This window comes from Qipengyuania algicola, from assembly GCF_042492175.1.
In the GTDB taxonomy this organism is placed as follows: Bacteria; Pseudomonadota; Alphaproteobacteria; order Sphingomonadales; family Sphingomonadaceae; genus CAJXSN01.
Genome location: NZ_CP170453.1, coordinates 2,651,110 through 2,672,158, shown reverse-complemented (window position 1 = coordinate 2,672,158; position 21,049 = coordinate 2,651,110). Strand labels below are relative to the sequence as shown.

The following is a 21,049-nucleotide window of genomic DNA, read 5'->3' as shown; positions in this document are numbered from 1 at the left end:
ATGCTGCCCCTCCTTCGCTAGATCAGGCCGTCATCAGGACGCCGCGGTAAATCGGGTCCTCCATCGCGCGGCCAGTGCCCACGGCCACGCAGGTTAGCGGATCTTCGGCAATGCTGACCGGCAGACCGGTCTCGTCGCGCAAATGTTCGTCCAGCCCGGCAATCAGTGCGCCGCCGCCGGTCAGGACAATGCCCTGATCGACAATATCGGCCGCCAGTTCGGGCGCGGTGTTTTCCAGCGCAATGCGCACACCCTCGACGATCGCGCCGATGGGTTCGCTCAGCGCTTCGGCCAGATGCGACTGGTTGATGCTGATTTCTTTGGGCACGCCGTTTACCAGATCGCGGCCCTTGATGATGATGCTTTCGCCCACGCCATCGGCAGGAGCGACCGCGACGCCGTAATCCTTCTTGATCCGTTCAGCCGTGCTTTCACCGATCAGCAGGTTGTGGTGTCGGCGCACGTACGAAACGATGGCTTCATCCATCTTGTCACCACCGGTCCGCACCGATGTCGTGTAAGCCAGCCCGCGCAGCGAGAGCACAGCAACCTCGGTCGTGCCGCCGCCGATATCGACCACCATGGAGCCGACTGGCTCCGTCACCGGCATATCGGCGCCGATGGCCGCCGCCATGGGCTCGAGGATCAGATACACCGCCGACGCACCGGCATTGCTGGCCGCATCGCGAATGGCGCGCTTTTCAACCGAGGTGGAGCCCGAAGGCACACAGATCGTAATCTCGGGATAGCGGAACAGGCTCTTCTTGCCGTGCACCTTGCGGATGAAGTGCTTGATCATCTCTTCCGCGATTTCGATGTCGGCGATCACACCGTCACGCAGGGGGCGGATGGCTTCGATGCTGTCCGGCGTCTTGCCCATCATCAGCTTGGCATCATCGCCCACAGCCTTGACCCGCTTGATCCCGTTGACGGTCTCGATTGCGACAACCGACGGTTCATCCAGAACAATGCCCTGGTCCTGAACATACACCAGAGTGTTGGCGGTACCGAGGTCGATCGCCATGTTCTGGGAGCCGAATTTGAAAAGATTGCTCAAAAAACTCATCGTGAACCGAATTTCCGTATTACTTATCGTGGGATAGGCCCGGAACTTGCGATCCATCGGGCCCAGTGCGACTGCGAATGCGGCTCCTTAACGATTCGCCGCAGAAAACACCACGGGATTTAGGGGAAAACCGGGGCAAAACACACAGGTCATCTCGTATGACGGGCCACTGGTCGTTATGGTGCGATCCATGCCGGAAATCCGCCGCCTTCCCGAAGCTCTGGTCAACCGCATTGCTGCGGGCGAAGTGGTCGAGCGCCCGGCGGCGGCGCTGAAGGAATTGACCGAGAATGCGGTCGATGCCGGTGCCACCCGAATTGCCATCACACTGGTGGATGGCGGGCTGACCATGATCGAAGTCACGGATGACGGCTGCGGGATGGACCCTGCCGCCATGGCCTTGGCGCTGGAACGCCATGCGACCTCCAAATTGCCCGACGCCCTGATTGGAGAGGCGCAAGCCATCGAACGGGTTGCAACGCTCGGTTTCCGCGGGGAAGCCTTGCCATCCATTGCCAGCGTCGCACGCCTCACGCTGGAGAGCCGCCCGCAAGGCGCGGCGGATGGCTGGCGGCGAGTGGTCGATCACGGCGTTCTGGTGGAGGAGGGGCCTGCCGCCTTGCCGCCCGGCACACGGGTGCGGGTGGAGCAGGTCTTTGCCAAAGTGCCTGCGCGGCGCAAATTCCTGCGTACCTCCCGCAGCGAATATGGCGCTTGTATGGACATTGTCCGCCGCCTTGCAATGGCGCGGCCCGATATCGGGTTTACCCTGACGCACCGCAAGGAGAAGGGCGAGCGGCGGGTGCTGGCTTTGCAGCCGGAAGATGCCTTGCCCGACCGTGTGGCGCAGATTGTCGCGCGTGAACTCAAAGACAATGGCGTGCTGCTGGACATGGAGCGCCCGGCACCCACGGGTACAATGCGGCTGACCGGCATTGCCGGCCTGCCGACCTACAATCGCGGTGTGGCGGATCATCAATATCTGTTCGTAAACGGTCGCCCGGTGAAAGACCGGGTGCTGGTCGGGGCTGTGCGCGGAGCTTATTCCGACATGCTGGCGCGGGACCGGCATGCGGTGCTGGCGCTGTTCCTCGATCTGCCGCCTGAAGATGTCGACGTGAATGTCCATCCGGCGAAGACCGAAGTCCGGTTCCGCGATGCGCAGGGCGTGCGCGGGTTTATTGTCTCGGGCCTGAGGCAAGCGCTCTCGACCGGCGACCGCCGCAGCGCGCAGGAGGCTGACGCTGGTGCGATGGCGAAATGGCAGCAAGAGCCGGTGCGGGAAGAGCCTTCGCCCGCTTTGCGCTCGATCTTTGAAGGCCGTGACTGGAGCGCAAGCACCACGCGCGTGAGCGAACCTGCGCGCCCATGGAGCGCGCCAGATGCCGATGTGATGGCCGCGCCGATGGGCCGGGCGGTCGAAGGCGAGGCGGAAGCCCCGGCGGAGAACTTTCCTCTCGGTGTGGCGCGCGGGCAAGTCGCCAACACTTACATCGTGGCAGAAGCGAAGGACGGACTGGTCTTGGTCGACCAGCACGCCGCGCATGAGCGACTGGTGCTCGAACGCCTCAAAGCCGCAGGCGCAGCGGAGGCGGTCGCGCGCAGTCAGGCAATGCTGATCCCCGAAGTCGTGGAACTGGAAGAGCTGGCCTGCGACCGTCTCGAAGACGCCGCAGACAAGCTGGACACGCTGGGCCTGTCGATCGAGCGTTTTGGCCCCAATGCCATGCTGGTCCGCTCGCTGCCCCACGCGCTGGCAGGCGGCGATCCGCATAAGCTGCTTCAGGACATTGCCGACGATCTGGCAAAGCACGGCGAGAGCTTGCTGCTGGGCGAAAAGCTGGACCTGGTGCTGGCTACAATGGCGTGCCACGGTTCGGTAAGGGCAGGGCGTACATTGCGGGTGGACGAGATGAATGCGCTGCTGCGCGAAATGGAGCGAACGCCCCGGTCGGGCCAGTGCAATCACGGGCGCCCTACCTGGGTGAAATTGGGGATGGATGATGTCGAAAAATTGTTCGGGCGCCATTAGCGCCATTCTGGCTGCGGGCCTGCTCGCCGCGTGTTCCGGAGGGGAAATCCCCGCAGAGCCCGATTTCCGGCTCGGTGCATTGGGCGCGCCCGATATCGAGAAGCACGAGATTTACGGCACAGTCTGCGGCTTTCGCTCCGCCGGTGGCAGTATTCAGGCGCTGGCGCTGATCCAGCCGGACAAGGCGTGGATCAAGATCGGGCCGGAAGCCACTCCGCTACCGCTGAGCGAAGGCGCCGAGGCAGGGGAAGGGGAAGGGCCGCTCGGCATCGGGCTGGTTTACGGCAACGAGGCTGCTGTCCTGACGCTGACACCCGGCGGCGAGGAGCGCGCATCGGGCGGGGGCCGTTTGGAAATGGAAAGCGGGCTGACCTTGCAGACCAGCGAGAACCAGCTGGTCGAGCTGGACGGCATTCTCCAATGCTCTTCAGGCTCGATCTAGGGCGCGGTTAGTCCTCAATCGGCGCGTCCGGGTCACGCACCTGTATCAATCCGTTGCTGATCATTTCGAGCACGGGTTCGCCGTGCTGATTGAAAGTCGTCCCGCGTGATTTGAAGATGCCCATCTCGCGGCGCGATTTGCTCCGCCGTTTCTCGAGCACTTCGGTTTCCACCCGCAGGGTATCGCCGGGATAGACGGGCTTCTTCCACCGCAACTGATCGACCCCGGGCGAGCCAAGGCCGGCCTGCGCATTGTTCTTCATATTGTCGACCATCATCCGCATGGTCATCGCGCAGGTGTGCCATCCGCTCGCGGAAATCCGCCCGAAATGGGTCTTCGCCGCAGCTTCGTTGTCGAGGTGAAAGGCCTGCGGATCATACTTGCCCGCAAATTCCAGCACTTCCTCCATGGTCACTTCGTAATGGCCGTAACTGGAAGTGGAGCCGATCGCGATGTCTTCGTAATAGAGCATGACAGCGCTCTAGCCGTTACAGGGTAGGGCGCAACACCATCCATATTGCCATGCCGATCATCGCCAGGTTCTCGCTGAGCGAGATAAAGCCCAGCGGCACGTTCCCGCTGCCGCCGACACAGGCGCATTTGATGTCGCGCTTCTGGATGTAGACCGCGTAGAACACACTGGCTGCCCCTATACTGCCGATGGTGAACGCTATCGGGATGGAGAACCACGGCAGTATCCGCCCCGCCATCAGGACCGCCGCAATGGCTTCCAGAAAGGGATAGGCATAGGCGTAGGGCACCCAGCGTTTGCCCAGCAGATCATAGCCGACAAACATGGTCGAAAATTGCTCGACATCCTGCAGCTTGAGCATGGCGAGCATGGCCATCGAAAATGCGATAAACCATTCGGCGGTGCGAATATGGAACGGGGTGTCGTACACGAAGAGCGCGAGCGATATGGCGAGCGCCGCGCCCACCGCAAAGACGGCAAGAACGGGCGTATAGCTCTTTGCGTCCGGGTCTTTGTCGTTCGTGCCGAAATGCTTCTGCAGATCGGTGTAGCCGCCGATGCGCGCCCCATCGATGAAGGTCTGAGGCGTGGTCTTGACCCCGTGCTTTTCCTTAAACGCGTCGGTCTCCTCGCGGGTCGTGAGGTGGTGGTCATCGACCGCAAAACCCTTTCGCTCGAGGAGCCATTTGGATTTGATACCGTAGGGACAGACATGGTTGTCCATCACCATACGGTAAAGCTTCGCGGTCGGTCTGGAGCTCATCCGATGTCCCCGACCTATGCCCGGTATGAAGGCACCCGGCCATCTTCGCCCAGATCGGGAATGATCCGGTAACGCGCGAGGATCAGGCTGAAGAGGCCAAAGGTGAGAAGTCCGATTGCCACCAGAGTGAACACAATCCCGTCACCCGCAAGAGAAGCAACCGCGTCGCCCAGAGTTTTGATCTGTTCGCTTCCCGCTGACAGGAATCCTGCCTGAAACAGCGACCAACCGATGATGGCATAAACCACCGCGCGGGCCATGAAGCCTGCGCCGCCGAGCATCCGGGTGGCGTTAGGGGCCTGCGCGCTAATGCGGTTCATGAAGGAACCCGTGACAGCCTTCTTTCCTTGCGAGAAGGCTGCGGCGAAAAATGCGATGCCGAGGATACCGAGGACCATGCCGCCCAATTCGAACGACAACACACCGGAGGCGGCCTCCTGCGCTCCGCCGCCGGACCCGCCGCTGCTGGTGGTGGCAAATTTGAATGCGGAATAGGCGAGGGCCAAGTGACCGATTGCGCTGCTAGCATGGCCGATGCGTTTGCCCCAGCCCTTGGTGTCGCTGCCTTCGTTCTCGATATCGAATAGGGGCGAGCAGAAGCGGAAGAGGGCGTATGCGATCAGGCCGACAACCATCAGCCACAGGATGGCGGTCCCGGCCGGGAAATCCTCTATGGCTTTGAAAATGCCGTTGGTGCCCTCGGAAATTCTGCCGACGCTGGTGAGCGCGATGAGGCCGAGGACAGCATACAAGATCGCGCGGCTGAAATAGCCAACCCGCACCAACCAATTGAATTTCTCAGTCTTGTCTACCACCGCAATGCTCCGTTGATCTTTTGCCATCAACGGAGAGCGGCGGGATTAGTGCCGAGAATGTTTAGACATTGAATTTGAACAGCAAAACGTCACCGTCCTGCACGTCGTAATCCTTGCCTTCCTGTCTCAGCTTACCGGCCTCGCGCGCCGCGCTTTCGCCGCCCAGTGTTACATAGTCGTCGTAGGCGATGGTTTCGGCGCGGATGAAGCCGCGTTCGAAATCGGTGTGGATTTCGCCTGCAGCCTGCGGTGCCTTTGCGCCCGCGGGGAAGGTCCATGCGCGGGATTCCTTGGGCCCAGCGGTGAAGAAGGTGTTGAGGCCCAGCAGCTCGTATCCCGCGCGGATCACGCGGGCGAGACCGCTTTCTTCCAGCCCCAGTTCAGCGAGATATTCGGCGCGTTCCTCACCTTCCATCGCAACCAGCTCGGCCTCGATAGCAGCAGAGACAACCACCGCCTGCGCCCCCTCGGCCTCGGCCTTGGCGAACACTCTGGCGGAGAGTGCATTGCCTTTCGCCGCGTCTTCCTCGGCGACGTTGCAGACATACAGAACCGGCTTGGCAGTCAGGAGCTGGGCCTGTGCGAACAGGCGCTCTTCCTCGTCACCTTCAGGCTCGGTCAGACGAGCGGGCTTGCCTTCTTTCAATAGGCCCAGTGCCTGACCCAAAACGCTGGCGAGGGCCTTGGCTTCTTTGTCGCCCGCAGTGGCGCGCTTCTCGGCATTGGAAACGCGCTTCTCGAGGCTTTCCATGTCGGCCAGCAGCAATTCGGTTTCCACCACTTCGGCATCCGCGATGGGGTCGACGGTGTTGGAGACGTGCTGGATATCGTCATCCTCGAAACAGCGTAGGACATGGACAATGGCGTCCACCTCGCGGATGTTGCCAAGGAACTGGTTGCCTAGTCCCTCGCCGCTGCTCGCGCCTTTGACCAGGCCGGCAATGTCGGTGAAGCCAAGTTGGGTGTAGATAGTCTTGGCGCTTTTCGCGATGGCCGCGATCTTCTCCAGCCGGTCATCCGGCACGGCGACCTGCCCGACATTGGGCTCGATCGTGCAGAACGGATAGTTGGCCGCCTGCGCCGCCTGTGTTTCGGTGAGGGCATTGAATAGGGTGGACTTGCCAACATTGGGCAGGCCAACGATCCCGCAGCGGAATCCCATGGGGTGTCTCCAGAATTAGATTTGGCGCGCCTTTAACGGGGACGCGGCGGCAACACCAGCAATCAGTCGTGCACCGCGCGCATCAGCGGCCCGTATGCTGATCCGCCCAGCCAGCTGAGCTGCGCATCGCGGGTTGCTTCGTTAATGGCCAACTGCGCCATACGGCCACCACTGACCGGTGCGCGCAGGGGGCGCGTGCCCGCCGGCAAGGCGATAGTTTTCGCGATCAAGCGGGGGATGTCCATCGGATCGGCGGTGCGGCCGGAGCCGTCTTCGGTGCCCATCCGCTCCACCGCAGCAGGATAGCCAGCCAGATGCTTCTGCTCGGCCCGCGCTTTCAGCTCGCTGGCGTAGCGGTTGCGGTTGACCCACACCTTCGTCGGATAGCCGCCGGGCTCAACAATCGTGACCTCGATATTATGCGGCACCAGCTCGTAAGCCAACGCTTCGCTCATCGCCTCCAGCGCGAATTTGGTCGCCGAATAATGGCCGGTGAAGGGTAGAATAACCCGGCCGAGCTGGCTGCTGATCTGGAAGATCTGTCCGCTGCCCTTCGCCCGCATTCCCGGCAGCACGGCGCGCGCCATCCGGTGGCAGCCATAGACATTGATGTCGAACATCATCTGCGTGGCTTCCATGTCCTGCACTTCGACAGGACCGGACAGGCCGATCCCGGCATTGTTGATCAGCACATCCAGCGGGCCGCCATTGATCCGTTCCGCCTCGGCCACACCGGCCATCACGCTCTCATCATCCTGCACGTCGATCTCTATCACGAACAGGTCGAGCTTCTCGGCGATTGCGAGATCGCGCAGTTCGTCCGCCTCGGGTCGGGGCATGTTGCGCATGGTGGCAAACACCCGCGCGCCGAGACGCGCATAATGCTCCGCGCCCAGTTTGCCGAAGCCCGAAGAGCAACCGGTGATGAGGATCGAGGTACCGGTCAGGTCGACGGGCGCCTCCATGATGTCAGGCTGCGCACGCAGATTGGTCGCGGCGAGGGCAGTGGTGGCGGCAGCGCCAGCGAGCAATGTGCGGCGGGTAAGGGTGGTCATCGGGGAAGCCTTTCGTTTCGGCCATGCCTAGCCAAGTGGATGGCGGGCTGTCGAGAGCAACGCGCGGGCGGCATGGGTGCTTACCCAAATTTCAGGAATTCGGGCTAATGGCGGGGTATGAAAAACATTCGCCAAACCGCCCTGATCGCCATTGCTGCAACGCTCCTTTCCGGTTGCGGTGTTGGCCCCGAAGCCCGCTACGAGCGCGCGGTCGAGAGCTTTGCCGAGCATGATCTTGCCTCGGCCCGCCTGGACCTGATTTCCGCCTTGCAGGAAAAGCCCGGCGATCCTGCCATGCTCCTGCTTCTCGCACGCACGCAGATCGGTCTTGGTGACGGGGAGGGCGCGACATCGACGCTGGAAACGCTCGCCGGCTTGCAAGAGCCCGACGAGGAAACCCGCGCCCTGCTGGCTACGGCGAACGTTTTGCGTGGCAGAGCAGATGAAGCCCTTGCAATAATCGACGGCGATAAAGGGATCGAAGCGGAACGCGCGCGCGCGCTCGCCCATATCGCCAAGGGCGATTATGCCGAGGCCGAAGCAGCTCTGGATCGCGGTCTGGAGCTGGATGGCAGCAAGGCAGAATTGCAGGCGACTGCTGCGCGTTTTGCGATGGGGCAGGGCAATTTCGAGAGAGCTCGTACTCTTGTCGCTGCAGCGCTGAAAGACAATCCCGAACTGCTCGATGCGCTGTTGGCAAGCGGGCAGATCGAAACCGCAGATGGCAAACTGCCCGCTGCACTCAAGGCCTATGATGCCGCGCTCGCGCTGCATCCCGCGAATGTGCAGGCCATGATCGGCAGGCTTGGTGTGCTTGGCGATATGGGCCGGCTTCAGGAGGCCAAAACCCAATTGGCCGACGTGAGTGAGCAGGTCCCGAACCGGCCCGACGTGCTCTATCTGCGCGCGCGGTTTGCAGGCGAGAATGGCGACTGGGAAGAAGCCCGCTCCATCCTTCAGCCGCACGAGGACGCCATACGCAGCAGCGCTGCGTTGCAGGTTCTGTATGCCCAGACTTTGCTTGAAATGGGGCAAGTCGAGCAGGCGCGCAGCTGGATTGCTCCGGTTGTGCGCCGGTATCCCGGTCAGCGCCTGGCCCGCCGGGTCATGGGTGAAGCGCAGCTCCGCTCGGGTGATGCAAAGGCCGCTCTGGCCTCGCTCGCAATGATTGCCGAACGACCTGATGCCGGGGCCAACGAACTGCGTCTGGCGGCGCAGGCTGCCGAGCGCGCCGGTGACCCGCGCGCCAATGCTTTCGCCAGCCGGGCCAGCCGGCCTGCTCCGGAGTGGATTGCCACTGAAATCGCCAAAGCCGATGCTGCCATGCGCGAGGGACGCTGGGGCGATGCAGCGGCCAGCTATGGCCGGATCAAGCAGCGCTCATCGCGTCCGAACGCGATTGTGCTCAACAATTACGCCTATGCCGAGGGGCAGCTGGGCAATAACGACAAGGCTGTCGGGCTGGCTCTGGAAGCGGTGAAACTTGCCCCCGAGAACCCCTCCATCCTCGATACGGCAGGCTGGCTGCTGGCCAGCACAGGTCAGGACAAACAGCGCGGCATTACGATGCTCGAGAAAGCTGCCAAGCTCGATCCGGGCAATGCAACCATTGCCGACCATCTGGCACGCGCGAAAAGCTGATCTCCAAACAAAAAGGGCCCCTCCCGATCAGGGGAGAGGCCTCTTTGCCGGATCAAACCGGCTTTTGTATTTTGCCTATCAGGCGAAGGCAGGCTGGCTGCCGATGCTGCGCCGACGGCGACGCATCAGGCCCAGACCAATCAGCGCCGCGGCAAACATGCCCATCATGCCCGGTTCGGGGACCGGCGTGCCGCTGGTCGAGCCACCGCTGGTCGAACCGCCGGTGGTGGTGCTGCTGGTCATCTGGCCACTGGCGGAGGTTACGCCGTCGATGCCGGTGATACCCTGATAGCGCACAAAGAAATCGCTTAGCGTCAGCGATGCAAGCGGGTCGGCGAAGTTGAGCGTGAGCGAACCACTTCCGGTTTCGCCCGCACCCACACCGTTCGCATTGCCGGCGCAGGAATTGCTGCCAGCGGCCTTGAAGCACACATCCACGGTGCCGATGCCGTTCGGATAGCGCGAATCCGTGACCGTGAACGGATAGGCACCCGTCGACGTCGCGCCGGAAATATCCGGGTCGGTATTGAAGGAGAAGCTGCTGATCCGCGAATCCGCTCCGTCATCGGTCAGGTTCGCGACCGAGTAGTCGAAGCTGTAAGCGCCGTCCTGAACCCCAGTGAGGGTGAAGGTAATCGAAGACCCCAGCTGGCCGTGGGTCACGCCATCGGAAAAGCCGTCATAATTGATCGTGAAGCTCTCGCCGACATTGGTGCTGTCGAGCGTAATCGGCTCGGCGACGGCCGGGGCCGCAAAGGCCAGGGCAACGGCACCGAAAAGCTTTTTTGCGCTGCTCAATCCAAACACGAGGGTGTATCCTTCTGGTGATCCAAAGTGGTTTACCAGAATAAAAGCAACATCCGTGCCAGATCAGGGAACGCGCGGGACGCGATGGTTAATCGGGGCCAATCGATGCGGTAACTGTCAAACGGGCCGACAGGTCGCCGGCTCGGGTCAGTCCTGCATGCGGCTTGCGACGTCGCTCATGAAGCGGGGGTTGTCCCCCTGGGCGAGCCACTCCGCCTCTGCACCCACAGCGCCGAGCATGTGGACGAGCTGGTCCATTTCTGCCTTGGCATAATTGCCCAGCACATAGCCATGCACCGCGTCCTTGTGACCAGGATGGCCGATGCCCAGCCGGATGCGGCGGTAATCAGGGCCGACATGCTGGCTGATCGAGCGCAGGCCGTTGTGCCCGGCATGGCCGCCGCCATCCTTCACCTTCACTTTGTAAGGCGCGAGATCCAGTTCGTCATGAAACACGGTGAGCGCGTCCGGCTCCAGCTTGTAGAACCGCAACGCTTCGCCAACACTGCGTCCGCTCTCGTTCATGAACGTGGCGGGCTTTAGCAGAATGATCTTCTCACCGCCGATGCGGCCTTCCTGCACCCAGCCGGAAAACTTCTTCTGGACGGGATCGAAGCCGTGCATATCCGCGATGACGTCCACCGCCATAAAGCCCACATTGTGCCGGTTCATGGTGTATTTCGGTCCGGGATTTCCGAGGCCTGTCCAGATTTGCATGGGTGCTAGATAGTGGAACCGGCGCGCGGGGCAATGTTTGAGTTTTTGTTTGAGGCCCTGCGGGCGGGGTGCATCCGCACCCCTTGCTACGCCGCATAAGCGGCGGCGCGCGGTCGCGCGCTGTCGTCGCCTATGGCGCCGATACTATCGCCAAACGAAACCGACCCTCATTGATCTCGGTCGCGACCAGCGACCGACAGAGGCCCGACCGGGCCGCCCGCAGCGAAGTGCCCGAAGGGCGCGAGAGCGAGGATAGCCCAGGGAGCGGATGCGACCGCCGGCGCTTGAGGCCAAACAAAAACGCCGGCCTCTCGCGAGACCGGCGTTTCTTGTTCGGTATAGGCAACCAGAGCTTAGCTCTTGTCTTCCTGTTCCTGTGCCGCGTCGGCATCCGGACCCTGCTCGGTAGCAGCGGTTTCGCCCGGCTCCATGCCTTCGCCCGTCTGGTCGTCGCCAGCTTCCTCTTCGCTCTTCTTGAGCGCGGACGGAGCAACCAGGGTGGCGATGGTGAAGTCGCGGTCGGTGATCGCGCTTTCGCTACCTTCGGGCAGCGACAATTCGCTGATGTGGATCGAGTCGCCAACTTCCTTGCCGGTGACGTCGATTTCGATCTGGCCCGGGATCAGGTCGGCATCGCAAACCAGTTCCAGCTCGTGACGAACCACGTTGAGAACGCCGCCCTTCTTGAGGCCGGGGCTGGCTTCTTCGTTGACGAACACGACCGGCACGTTGACGTCGATCTTCGCGCCTTTGACCAGACGATAGAAGTCGGCGTGGATCGGGCGATCGGTTACGGGGTGGAAAGCGACATCCTTGGGGATGGTGCGGAAGCTCTCTCCGCCAATCTCGATCTGGACGAGGCTGTTCATGAAGTGGCCGGTGCCAAGCTGGCGGACCAGTTCTTTTTCCTCGACGTGGATCGGGGTGGGTGCAGTCTTGCCGCCATAGACAACGGCGGGGACACGGCCATCACGACGCAGTGCACGGGAGGCTCCCTTGCCAGCCCGTTCGCGCGTCTCGGCCGGAAGAGTCAGAGCGTCGCTCATAATCGCTTACCTTTCGAAATACGGTGTTTGTAATTCCGGATCCGCCACACCTCCAGGGATGAACATGGCGTCCGAAGGCGCGGCACATAGGGGCGAGGGGGCGTATTGGCAAGCAAATAGGGCGGCGAAAGAGCGCCAGACACGAGGGGCGCGCGCGGCCTAACGCATACGGGTGACGGTATAGCCAGCCTTGCGCAGCAGAACGGGTAACCCCTGCGGCCCGCCCATATGCCCCGCGCCCACCGCAATCAGCGGCTTGGGCTGTTGCTGCAGCATGGTGACGATCACCGGCATCCAGTCCCGGTTGCGCCCTTCGACCAAAGCCTCGCGCAATTCCGGATCGTCGAGCAATGTTTCCGCATCGGGGTCGAGTAGCGCCTCGACATCACCGGCCAGCCAGCGCTGGACTGTTTTCTGGCGGAAGGAATCGGGCCGGGTGGTTTCTTCTACGGTCAGCGAAAGGAGGTCGCGTTGGTCGGCCTCAGGCAAGGCATCGAACACGCCGAGCTGTGCTTGGACACCCTCGATTTCGCGGATTGGTCGGCGCCCTTGAAAATCTGTCGCAAGCGCCTTGTCCACGCCGTTCTCGGTCTTCGATGCGCCCTTATTGGTCTGAGCCAGAATGAGCGCCGCGCCCCAGCTTTCAATCGCCCTGAAATCGCCTGCATCATAGGGGCTGCGCTCGATCAGTTCGGCCAGTTCCTCGTGCTGCGATGCGGGCAGGCGCTCGGTCAGCAAGGGCTGTCCGGGCGAATGCGACATGCCTAAAAAGGTCATCGCAATCGATTCCGTGTCTTCCAGCGCGGCTATTTCCATCGCCAGCAGATCGGCCTCGGCAATGGCCTGCTCCACCGGCTCGCTGCGCCAGCGTGTGTTGTCGGGCAAGGCATGGATGGTGCCGAACAGCCACCCTTCTACCGCGCCGCCATCGGAGGTTATCTCCCAGATTGCCGGAGTGCCGGTCTGGACAGGCGAGGGTGGTGCCTCGCCCCTGTCGCATGCGCTCGCGCCCAACAGGAGCGCGGCGACAATGATCGGCTTAAGCGGGTTCGACGGGAATTTCACTGCACCCGAAAAGTAGTGATCCCGCGCTGCGCCAACAAGTCCTGCACCGAATTCTTGCCCGCAAGATGCCCCGCGCCCACAGCCATGAAGACGGTGCCCGGAGCGTCCAGCCGGTCATCGATCCACACTGCCCAGTTGGCATTGCGCGAATAAAGGAGCCGGTCGGCCAGCAGCGGATCGTTCTCGAACGCATCGTTCAGCAGAGCGGCCAAGCCCTCGGCATCTCCGACGGCCCATTCATCGACCATTTTCTGCAATTCGTCCGCCAGCGTGTCGATTTCCTCGGCGCCTTCAAGCAGGAACCGCATCTGCGCATCGAGTGGCAATTCGTCGAAGATCGACATCTGGAATTCGATCGTCTCCAGCGCGCCGCGCACCTTGGTGTCGCCGACCGTCGCTTCCAGCACGGTTTCCGCGCCCGCTTCGGGCGAGAAGCCCTGCTGCATCAGTGCGGTGTTGCTCAGCATCAGCGCGGCGAACCACGGTTCCATGGAATCGAACGAATTGAGCGGCAGGCTGAGCTTCGCGAGCGCGGCTTCGTAGGTCGCGCGCTGCTCCTCATCCATCAGGTCGCGTAAGGTGCCTTCGGACAGCAGCGCCTTGCTGACGATAATCTGCTGCATGGCCGCTAGCGATTCCGGTGTGGAATCGATCTCTGTCACCAGCTCGCTGGAGCGGTCCAGAGCATCGGCCACAGTCCCGCTGTACCAATCGACATCGGCGGGCAGCGAATGGACCGTGCCGAACAGGTAAATTGTGGTGTCCTCGTCCGCGACTTTCCAAAGCGCCGGGCCGTCCAGCTGCATTTCCTCGGCGGCGACCATTTCGGTTGCTACAGGTGTGGGCAGCAACTGTTCCTGCGCGGCAAGCGGAGCCGCCAGCGCGCTGCTCACGAGAGCGAGTGCGGATGCGGCGAAGGATTTCGGGAATTTCAAAAGCATGTCGGCTCCTTAAGTCCAGCGCTTGTGGCAGCGCAACCGTGAACGCAGCGCTAACGCGGAGTGAATATCCCGCATTCGCTGTCTGTTTCCGATCAGGGCAAATGCCGCAGTGCAGCATTGACGGTCACGGGTCGGTGGGGCAGTGGCCCCGTCCATGACAAATGCGTCCATGACAACCGCGCCTGCCACCATGCCCAACACCAAGTCCAACAGCGTGCCCGAACGCCATCCGGCCAAGTCCTTTCAGGACATGATCCTCGCCCTCCACGATTTCTGGAGCTCGAACGGGTGCCTGATCCTGCAGCCCTACGATATGCGGATGGGCGCGGGCACGTTTCACACCGCCACCACCCTGCGCGCGCTGGGGCCGGAGCCGTGGAATGCGGCCTTCGTGCAGCCTTGCCGCCGCCCGACCGACGGCCGCTATGGCGAAAACCCGAACCGGCTGCAGCATTACTACCAGTATCAGGTGATCCTGAAGCCGAGCCCGGCCGACATTCAGGATCTCTATCTGGAAAGCCTGCGCGTCATCGGCATCGACCCGCTTAAGCACGATATCCGCTTTGTGGAGGATGACTGGGAAAGCCCGACACTGGGCGCATGGGGCCTGGGCTGGGAAGTCTGGTGTGACGGGATGGAAGTCACCCAGTTCACCTACTTCCAGCAGATGGGCGGTTTTGACTGCAAACCCGTCGCGGGCGAGCTGACCTACGGCCTCGAACGTCTGGCGATGTATATCCAGGGCGTCGACAACGTGTACGACCTCGACTTCAACGGTCGCGGCGTGAGCTATGGCGAGGTGTTCCTCGAAAACGAGAAGCAGATGTCGAAGTGGAATTTCGAAGTCGCCGACACCGACGCGCTGTTCGACCTGTTCAACAAGGCCGAGGCCGAGTGCAAGAATGCGCTGGAGCACAATGTCCCCATCGCGGCCTATGAACAGGCGGTGGAGGCCAGCCACATCTTCAATCTCCTGCAAGCGCGCGGCGTGATCAGCGTGCAGGAACGCGCCAGCTATATGGGCCGGGTCCGCGATCTGGCGCGCGGGTCATGCGAAAAGCACATGGAGAAAGAGAAAGCGGGCTGGACCGAGAAATATCCGGAGTGGAGCGCGTAATGGCTGACTTCCTCCTCGAACTTCGCTCCGAAGAGATCCCGGCCCGGATGCAAAAGGCCGCGCGCGCGGAGTTGGAAAAGCTGTTCCGCCGCGAACTGGACGCGGCAGGCGTTTCCATCGGCGACGTCACCGTCTGGTCGACCCCGCGCCGTCTTGCCCTCATTGCGCGCGACTTGCCCGAGCAAACCGAGGCCGTGAGCGAAGAGGCCAAGGGGCCACCCGAAGCCGCGCCCGATAAGGCCGTGGACGGGTTCTGCCGCAAGAACGGCGTCACGCGCGACCAATTGGAGGTCCGCGACGTCAAAGGCCGCCCGACCTATTTTGCCGTCATCAACAAGCCGGGGCAGGCGGTTGCCGACCTGCTCGCCAGCGCGATCCCTGCGATTATCCGCGACTTCAGCTGGCCCAAATCGATGCGCTGGGGCGATGCCTCCATCAGCACGGAAAGTTTGCGCTGGGTGCGCCCGCTGTCGGGCATTGTCGCGCTGCTGGGCGATACCATCGTCGAATGCGAAGTGCATGGCGTGACCTCGGGCGCGGTCACGCTGGGACACCGCTTCCACCACTCGGGCGACATCACCATCGGCGATGCGGACGATTACACGGTGAAATTGCGCGCGGCCCATGTGATTGTCGATCACGAGGAACGGCAGAACCTGATCCGTACAGGCGCAGCGCACGTTGCGACGGAGGCGGGCCTGAAACTGGTCGAGGACGAGGGGCTGGTCGTCGAGAATGCTGGCCTCACCGAATGGCCGATCCCGCTGCTCGGCCGGTTCGAGGATGATTTCCTCGAGGTTCCGCCCGAAACCATCCAGCTGACCGCCCGCGTGAACCAGAAATACTTCGTATGCGAGGATGCAGCGGGCGAACTCGCAAACGCCTTCATCTGCACCGCCAATATCGAAGGCAGCGATGGCGGCGCAGCGATTGTCGATGGCAACCGCAAAGTCCTCGCCGCGCGGCTGTCCGACGCGCGCTTCTTCTGGGATGTCGACCGCAAGAAGACGCTGGCGGAACACGCCAAGGGTCTGGAGCGGATCACCTTCCATGAGAAGCTGGGCACGGTTGCCGACAAGGTCGAGCGCGTGGCGAAGCTGGCAGAATGGCTTGCGACAGAGGGCATTGTGCCAGATTGTGACCCAACGCTAGCGCGCCAGGCAGCGGAATTGTGCAAGGCCGACCTCGTCACCGAAATGGTCGGGGAATTCCCGGAGCTCCAAGGCCTTATGGGCGGCTACTATGCCCGCGCCGAGGGGCTACCCAATTCCGTCGCCGACGCCATCCGCGATCACTACAAGCCAGTCGGGCAGGGCGACGAAGTGCCTACCGCACCGGTGACCGTGGCGGTTAGTTTGGCGGATAAGCTGGATACGTTGGTGGGGTTTTTCCAGATCGACGAGAAGCCGACAGGGTCGAAGGATCCTTTTGCGCTTCGACGTGCGGCCCTAGCGGTATTCGCGCTAATCAATGAAAATCACCTCCGCCTTCCACTTTGGATATCCTCAGCAGCAATGCTCGCCCTTAACAGGCGTCCGGAAAGCTATTCTGAGAAAAACTTTGAGGCTGTTTGGAGCAAAGAGACACGCGCTCGATTTAGCGAAGCGTATCTACATGATGAAAGCCTAACACTTGAGCCGTCGAAGAGAATCGCGGAAACCGCCGACAGTTTGCTCGACTTCTTCGCCGACCGCCTCAAAGTCCAGCAACGCGAGGCAGGGGTCCGTCACGACCTGATTGACGCAGTCTTCGCGCTTGGCGGGGAGGACGATCTCGTCCGCCTGCTCGCCCGCGTCCATGCGCTTCAGGCCTTCATCGAAACCGATAACGGCACCAACCTTCTCGCCGGATACAAGCGGGCTGCGAATATCCTCAAGAAGGAAGCGCCCACTCCAACTCCTTCACAAAATCCCGTCACCCCCGCGAAAGCGAGGGCCCAGAGTGATGCGGACGACGAGGCCAATCTGGGTTCCCGCGTTCGCGGGAATGACGAGGGAAGCAACAAAACACTTTCCTACACGCCCGAACCTGCCGAGAAGGCGCTGGGCGATGCGCTGGCGGCAGCGGAACCCAAAGCCGCTGCCGCCGTCAAAGAAGAAGACTTTGCCGCCGCTATGGCTGCATTGGCCAGTCTGCGGGCACCGATCGACACGTTCTTCGAGGAGGTGATTGTCAATGCCGATGAACCGGAGAAGCGTGACCACCGACTGGGCTTGCTCGCGCGGTTCCGCGATGCGGTGCACACCGTGGCCGATTTCAGCCGGATCGAAGGGTGAGCGGAAGGTGACACTCGATGCTCCTGAAAGCAGGTCAAATCCGCTATCTTTCAATAATTTGCCGCAATCTTCCAGTTTATCCAAACCCCCACTTCACTGTCACCCTGAAGGGCATCTGCAATGACTGAAACGGTCTACACATTCGGCGGCTCTTCCAAGGCGACAGACGCCCGCGCCAAGGACAAGACCATCGTCGGCGGCAAGGGCGCGAACCTTGCGGAGATGGCGGAGATCGGCCTGCCGGTTCCTCCCGGCTTCACGCTGACCACAGAGGAATGCCTGCGCTACCTCGATCAGGGCGGTGAATTCCCCGAAAGCTTGCGTCATGACGTCACTTCTGCCCTCGGCCATATCGAGGAAACGGTCGGTAAGCGCTTGGGAGATAAGGAAGACCCGCTTTTGGTGTCGGTCCGCTCCGGTGCGGCGATCTCCATGCCGGGCATGATGGACACGGTCCTCAATCTCGGTCTGAATGACGAGACGGTCGAGGGCCTTGCCGCGATTGCGGGCGATGACCGTTTCGCATGGGACAGCTATCGCCGCTTCATCCAGATGTATTCCGACGTGGTGCTCGGCGTGGATCACGGTCTGTTCGAGGAAGCGCTCGAAATCGCCAAGGAAGACAATGGCTTCTACAACGATACCGAGATGTCGGCTGAAGACTGGAGAGTGCTGGTCGGCGAGTACAAACGCATTGTCGAGGAAGAGCAGGACGCGCCGTTCCCGCAGGATGTGACAGAGCAATTGTGGGGCGCGATCCGCGCTGTGTTCGATAGCTGGGACAGCGAGCGAGCGAAAATATACCGCCGTCTCAATGATATACCGCACGACATGGGCACGGCGGTGAATGTCCAGGCGATGGTTTTCGGCAATATGGGCGATACGTCGGCCACCGGCGTTGCCTTTACCCGCGATCCCAGCACGGGCGAGCGGGCCTATTACGGCGAATGGCTGGTCAATGCGCAGGGCGAGGACGTGGTCGCCGGCATCCGCACTCCGCAATATCTGACCAAAGATGCGCGAGAGCGGGCAGGGGCCAAGCCGCTGAGCATGGAAGAGGCGATGCCCGATGCCTATGGCGAGCTGGCGCGCGTGTTCGACCTGCTGGAAAAGCATTACCGCGACATGCAGGATATCGAGTTCACCGTGGAGCGCGGCAAGCTGTTCCTGCTGCAAACGCGCAACGGCAAACGCACGGCGAAAGCGGCCTTGAAAATGGCGGTCGAGATGGTTGGCGAAGGGCTGATCGACGAGACCACGGCCATCCGCCGGATCGATCCCATGGCACTCGACCAATTGCTGCACCCGACGCTGGATCCAAATGCGAAACGTGACGTCATGACGGCAGGTTTGCCTGCTTCTCCAGGTGCGGCCAGCGGCAAGATCGCTCTGGATGCAGACACCGCAGAGCAGTGGGCTGCACGAGGCGAAAGCGTCATTCTGGTGCGCGTCGAAACCAGCCCGGAAGACATTCACGGCATGCACGCCGCGCAGGGCATCTTGACCGCGCGTGGCGGTATGACGTCGCACGCAGCCGTGGTGGCACGCGGCATGGGGCGCCCTTGCGTCTCGGGGGCTTCGCAAGTCTCGATTGACCGCGAGGGGCGCACCTTGCGCATCGGCAGCCGCGATCTGGCCGAAGGCGATATCATCACCGTCGATGGTAGCAACGGCCAGGTGATGGGCGGCGAAGTGGCGACAATTGAGCCGGAGCTGGACGGCGATTTCGGGGTCATCATGGAGTGGGCCGATCGCCACCGCCGCATGCGCGTGCGCACCAATGCCGAAACGCCCGATGATTGCCGCAGGGCGCGGCAGTTCGGCGCAGAAGGCATCGGCCTGTGCCGCACGGAGCATATGTTCTTCGATGCGGGCCGGATTAGTGCCGTACGCCAAATGATCCTAGCGGAAGACGAGCGCGGGCGGCGTGAGGCGCTTGGTAAGCTCCTTCCCGAACAGCGCAGCGATTTCCGCGAGATTTTCGAGGTTATGGTCGGTCTGCCATGCACGATTCGCTTCCTTGATCCGCCACTGCACGAATTCCTGCCGCATAAGGACGAGGAGTTCGCGGACCTGGCGGAGGCGACCGGCACCAGTGTCGCAAATCTGCGTCGCCGGGCTCAAGAATTGCATGAATTCAATCCCATGCTGGGCCATCGTGGATGCCGTCTAGGGATCACTTACCCCGAAATCTACGAAATGCAGGCCCGCGCCGTGTTTGAGGCCGCGTGCGATGTGGCCGAGGCCAGCGGTGAAGCGCCGGTGCCCGAAATCATGATCCCGCTGGTCGCCACCCGCCGCGAGCTGGCCTTGCTGCGCGAACTGGTCGAGCGGATTGCCGAGGAGGTGTTCGAAGCACGGGGAAGGCGGATCGAATATCTCGTCGGTACCATGATCGAACTGCCACGCGCTGCTCTGATGGCCGGCGAGATTGCCCGTGAGGCGCGGTTCTTCTCGTTTGGGACCAATGACTTGACCCAGACGACTCTGGGCGTTTCGAGGGACGATGCGGGCGGTTTTCTGGCGACATATGTCGACAAGGGCATCTTCCCGCGCGATCCGTTTGTCAGTCTCGATATTGACGGTGTTGGCCAGCTGGTCGAACTCGCCGCCGAGCGCGGCCGGGAGACCCGCGAGGACATCAAGCTTGGCATTTGCGGCGAGCATGGCGGCGATCCGGCCAGCATCGCGTTCTGCGAGGCCACCGGTCTCGATTATGTCAGCGCCTCGCCTTACCGCGTGCCCATCGCCCGATTGGCGGCGGCGCAGGCGGCCCTGAACCAAGGCGAGGTGCGTGAAGGCTAGGTTCCAGCCAGAGACCGACGCCCGGTCAGGGTGATGATCTCGAAGGTTTCGGTGACCTTGCCGTCGGCGTCCGCTCCGTCGAGAAACGCTTCACGCGCACGCTGGAGTGCCGCCTGGCCCAGCGGCGTGGCGGGCTCGGCAAAGGCATTGCCCTGTGCCTGATCGCGCAGGTCGGACACAAGTCTGTCCAGCGAGGAATAGCGCACATTGAGGGTGTAAGTATCCACCACCGGATCCTTCCAACCCGCCCGTTGGAGCAGACCGGGTGCGGCTCGGGGATCGACCAGAGGATGGATACGGGCTGCGGGCCGGTCGGGCTCTGCCGCCATCATCGCGGCGCGCAGCCTCGGCAGGCTCGCTCCGCCAACGAAGCTGGCAATCACCAGCCCGCCCGGCGTTAATGCATTGCGTGCATGGATCAGGGCGCCGGGCAGATCGTTCACCGCATCCAGCTGCCCGCCGATACCGACGAAGTCGAACTGGTCGGTCAGATTGCCCAGATCATACGGTTTCTCGAGGTCGAGCGCGTGCCCGTAGGTAATCGGCTTGCTGGGGAATTGGCTTCGTATCGCTCCGCCAATTTGCCCGATCAGCAGCAGCTTGTCCGGATCGGCCCGGACGAAGGCGAGGCGGTCCGCCATATCGGTGCCGATTTCCTCGGCCAGAAAACGGGCGCAGTTCTCCGAACGCAAGCGCCGGGTAGCCGCGCGCTGACCGCGCCGTCTGCGCCGGGCGAGACTGAAAATCTGGGGAACGCCGGTCGGTTGCATCCACGCCTCCTGACGCGCTTGCCAGCCGGGGGCAAGAGGTGCAGCACTATGGCCGGG

Annotated in this window: 18 protein-coding genes; 6 read left to right on the top strand and 12 right to left on the bottom strand. The window is 62.2% G+C overall.

Features of this window, described 5'->3' with window-relative positions:
- Positions 1-22: 22 nt before the first annotated feature.
- Positions 23-1,066 (bottom strand): rod shape-determining protein, encoded by a 1,044-nt coding sequence (locus ACFCW2_RS12705; RefSeq protein ID WP_379546874.1) that lies wholly within the window; start codon positions 1,064-1,066, stop codon positions 23-25.
- 190 nt (positions 1,067-1,256) lie between these two features.
- Between ACFCW2_RS12705 and mutL the strand changes: the two genes are divergently transcribed.
- On the top strand, positions 1,257-3,098 hold the full coding sequence (mutL, locus tag ACFCW2_RS12700) for a DNA mismatch repair endonuclease MutL (RefSeq protein ID WP_379548984.1): 1,842 nt from the start codon (positions 1,257-1,259) through the stop codon (positions 3,096-3,098).
- Positions 3,067-3,540: a hypothetical protein gene (locus tag ACFCW2_RS12695; protein ID WP_379546872.1), complete on the top strand. Its 474-nt coding sequence runs from the start codon at positions 3,067-3,069 to the stop codon at positions 3,538-3,540. Before mutL ends, ACFCW2_RS12695 begins: the two co-directional genes overlap by 32 nt.
- 7 nt (positions 3,541-3,547) lie before the next feature.
- On the opposite strand, the gene ACFCW2_RS12690 is transcribed toward ACFCW2_RS12695, so the two are convergent.
- From ACFCW2_RS12690 to ACFCW2_RS12670, 5 genes are all read right to left on the bottom strand, one after another.
- Positions 3,548-4,012, bottom strand: coding sequence for a MaoC family dehydratase (locus ACFCW2_RS12690; protein WP_379546870.1), 465 nt, complete (start codon positions 4,010-4,012; stop codon positions 3,548-3,550).
- 16 nt (positions 4,013-4,028) lie between these two features.
- Positions 4,029-4,775 (bottom strand): MauE/DoxX family redox-associated membrane protein, encoded by a 747-nt coding sequence (locus tag ACFCW2_RS12685; protein ID WP_379546868.1) that lies wholly within the window; start codon positions 4,773-4,775, stop codon positions 4,029-4,031.
- A 14-nt stretch (positions 4,776-4,789) separates the two neighbouring features.
- Positions 4,790-5,590: a DUF1206 domain-containing protein gene (locus tag ACFCW2_RS12680; protein WP_379546867.1), complete on the bottom strand. Its 801-nt coding sequence runs from the start codon at positions 5,588-5,590 to the stop codon at positions 4,790-4,792.
- 61 nt (positions 5,591-5,651) lie between these two features.
- The gene (gene ychF, locus ACFCW2_RS12675; RefSeq protein WP_379546866.1) at positions 5,652-6,752 is read right to left on the bottom strand and encodes a redox-regulated ATPase YchF; all 1,101 of its coding nucleotides are present in this window, start codon (positions 6,750-6,752) and stop codon (positions 5,652-5,654) included.
- A 62-nt stretch (positions 6,753-6,814) separates the two neighbouring features.
- Positions 6,815-7,807, bottom strand: coding sequence for an SDR family oxidoreductase (locus ACFCW2_RS12670; protein WP_379546864.1), 993 nt, complete (start codon positions 7,805-7,807; stop codon positions 6,815-6,817).
- Between the two features lie 117 nt (positions 7,808-7,924).
- Between ACFCW2_RS12670 and ACFCW2_RS12665 the strand changes: the two genes are divergently transcribed.
- Positions 7,925-9,448, top strand: coding sequence for a tetratricopeptide repeat protein (locus tag ACFCW2_RS12665; RefSeq protein WP_379546863.1), 1,524 nt, complete (start codon positions 7,925-7,927; stop codon positions 9,446-9,448).
- A gap of 78 nt (positions 9,449-9,526) precedes the next feature.
- Here the strand turns inward: ACFCW2_RS12665 and ACFCW2_RS12660 are convergent, their stop codons facing one another.
- The 5 genes from ACFCW2_RS12660 to ACFCW2_RS12640 all read right to left on the bottom strand — a co-directional run bounded on the left by ACFCW2_RS12660 (position 9,527) and on the right by ACFCW2_RS12640 (position 14,024).
- Positions 9,527-10,255 carry a cistern family PEP-CTERM protein gene (locus ACFCW2_RS12660; protein ID WP_379546862.1) on the bottom strand — a complete coding sequence of 243 codons (729 nt, stop codon included), beginning with the start codon at positions 10,253-10,255 and terminating at the stop codon, positions 9,527-9,529.
- 147 nt (positions 10,256-10,402) lie between these two features.
- Positions 10,403-10,972, bottom strand: coding sequence for an aminoacyl-tRNA hydrolase (gene pth / locus ACFCW2_RS12655; RefSeq protein ID WP_379546861.1), 570 nt, complete (start codon positions 10,970-10,972; stop codon positions 10,403-10,405).
- Positions 10,973-11,325: 353 nt separating this feature from the next.
- Positions 11,326-12,018, bottom strand: a complete 693-nt coding sequence (locus tag ACFCW2_RS12650; RefSeq protein ID WP_379546859.1) for a 50S ribosomal protein L25/general stress protein Ctc — start codon at positions 12,016-12,018, stop codon at positions 11,326-11,328.
- A gap of 159 nt (positions 12,019-12,177) precedes the next feature.
- Positions 12,178-13,083 carry a TraB/GumN family protein gene (locus ACFCW2_RS12645; RefSeq protein ID WP_379546858.1) on the bottom strand — a complete coding sequence of 302 codons (906 nt, stop codon included), beginning with the start codon at positions 13,081-13,083 and terminating at the stop codon, positions 12,178-12,180.
- Positions 13,080-14,024 (bottom strand): TraB/GumN family protein, encoded by a 945-nt coding sequence (locus ACFCW2_RS12640; RefSeq protein ID WP_379546857.1) that lies wholly within the window; start codon positions 14,022-14,024, stop codon positions 13,080-13,082. Before ACFCW2_RS12640 ends, ACFCW2_RS12645 begins: the two co-directional genes overlap by 4 nt.
- 190 nt (positions 14,025-14,214) lie before the next feature.
- On the opposite strand from ACFCW2_RS12640, the gene ACFCW2_RS12635 reads away from it, so the two are divergent.
- From ACFCW2_RS12635 to ppdK, 3 genes are all read left to right on the top strand, one after another.
- The gene (locus ACFCW2_RS12635; protein WP_379548983.1) at positions 14,215-15,141 is read left to right on the top strand and encodes a glycine--tRNA ligase subunit alpha; all 927 of its coding nucleotides are present in this window, start codon (positions 14,215-14,217) and stop codon (positions 15,139-15,141) included.
- Positions 15,141-17,417, top strand: a complete 2,277-nt coding sequence (gene glyS / locus ACFCW2_RS12630; protein ID WP_379546856.1) for a glycine--tRNA ligase subunit beta — start codon at positions 15,141-15,143, stop codon at positions 17,415-17,417. The genes ACFCW2_RS12635 and glyS overlap by 1 nt, the downstream gene beginning before the upstream one ends.
- Positions 17,418-17,537: 120 nt before the next feature.
- Positions 17,538-20,222, top strand: a complete 2,685-nt coding sequence (gene ppdK / locus ACFCW2_RS12625; protein ID WP_379546855.1) for a pyruvate, phosphate dikinase — start codon at positions 17,538-17,540, stop codon at positions 20,220-20,222.
- On the opposite strand, the gene ACFCW2_RS12620 is transcribed toward ppdK, so the two are convergent.
- Positions 20,219-20,992 carry a methyltransferase gene (locus ACFCW2_RS12620; protein ID WP_379546853.1) on the bottom strand — a complete coding sequence of 258 codons (774 nt, stop codon included), beginning with the start codon at positions 20,990-20,992 and terminating at the stop codon, positions 20,219-20,221. The two genes, ppdK and ACFCW2_RS12620, sit on opposite strands and share 4 nt — an antisense overlap.
- Positions 20,993-21,049 lie beyond the last annotated feature (57 nt).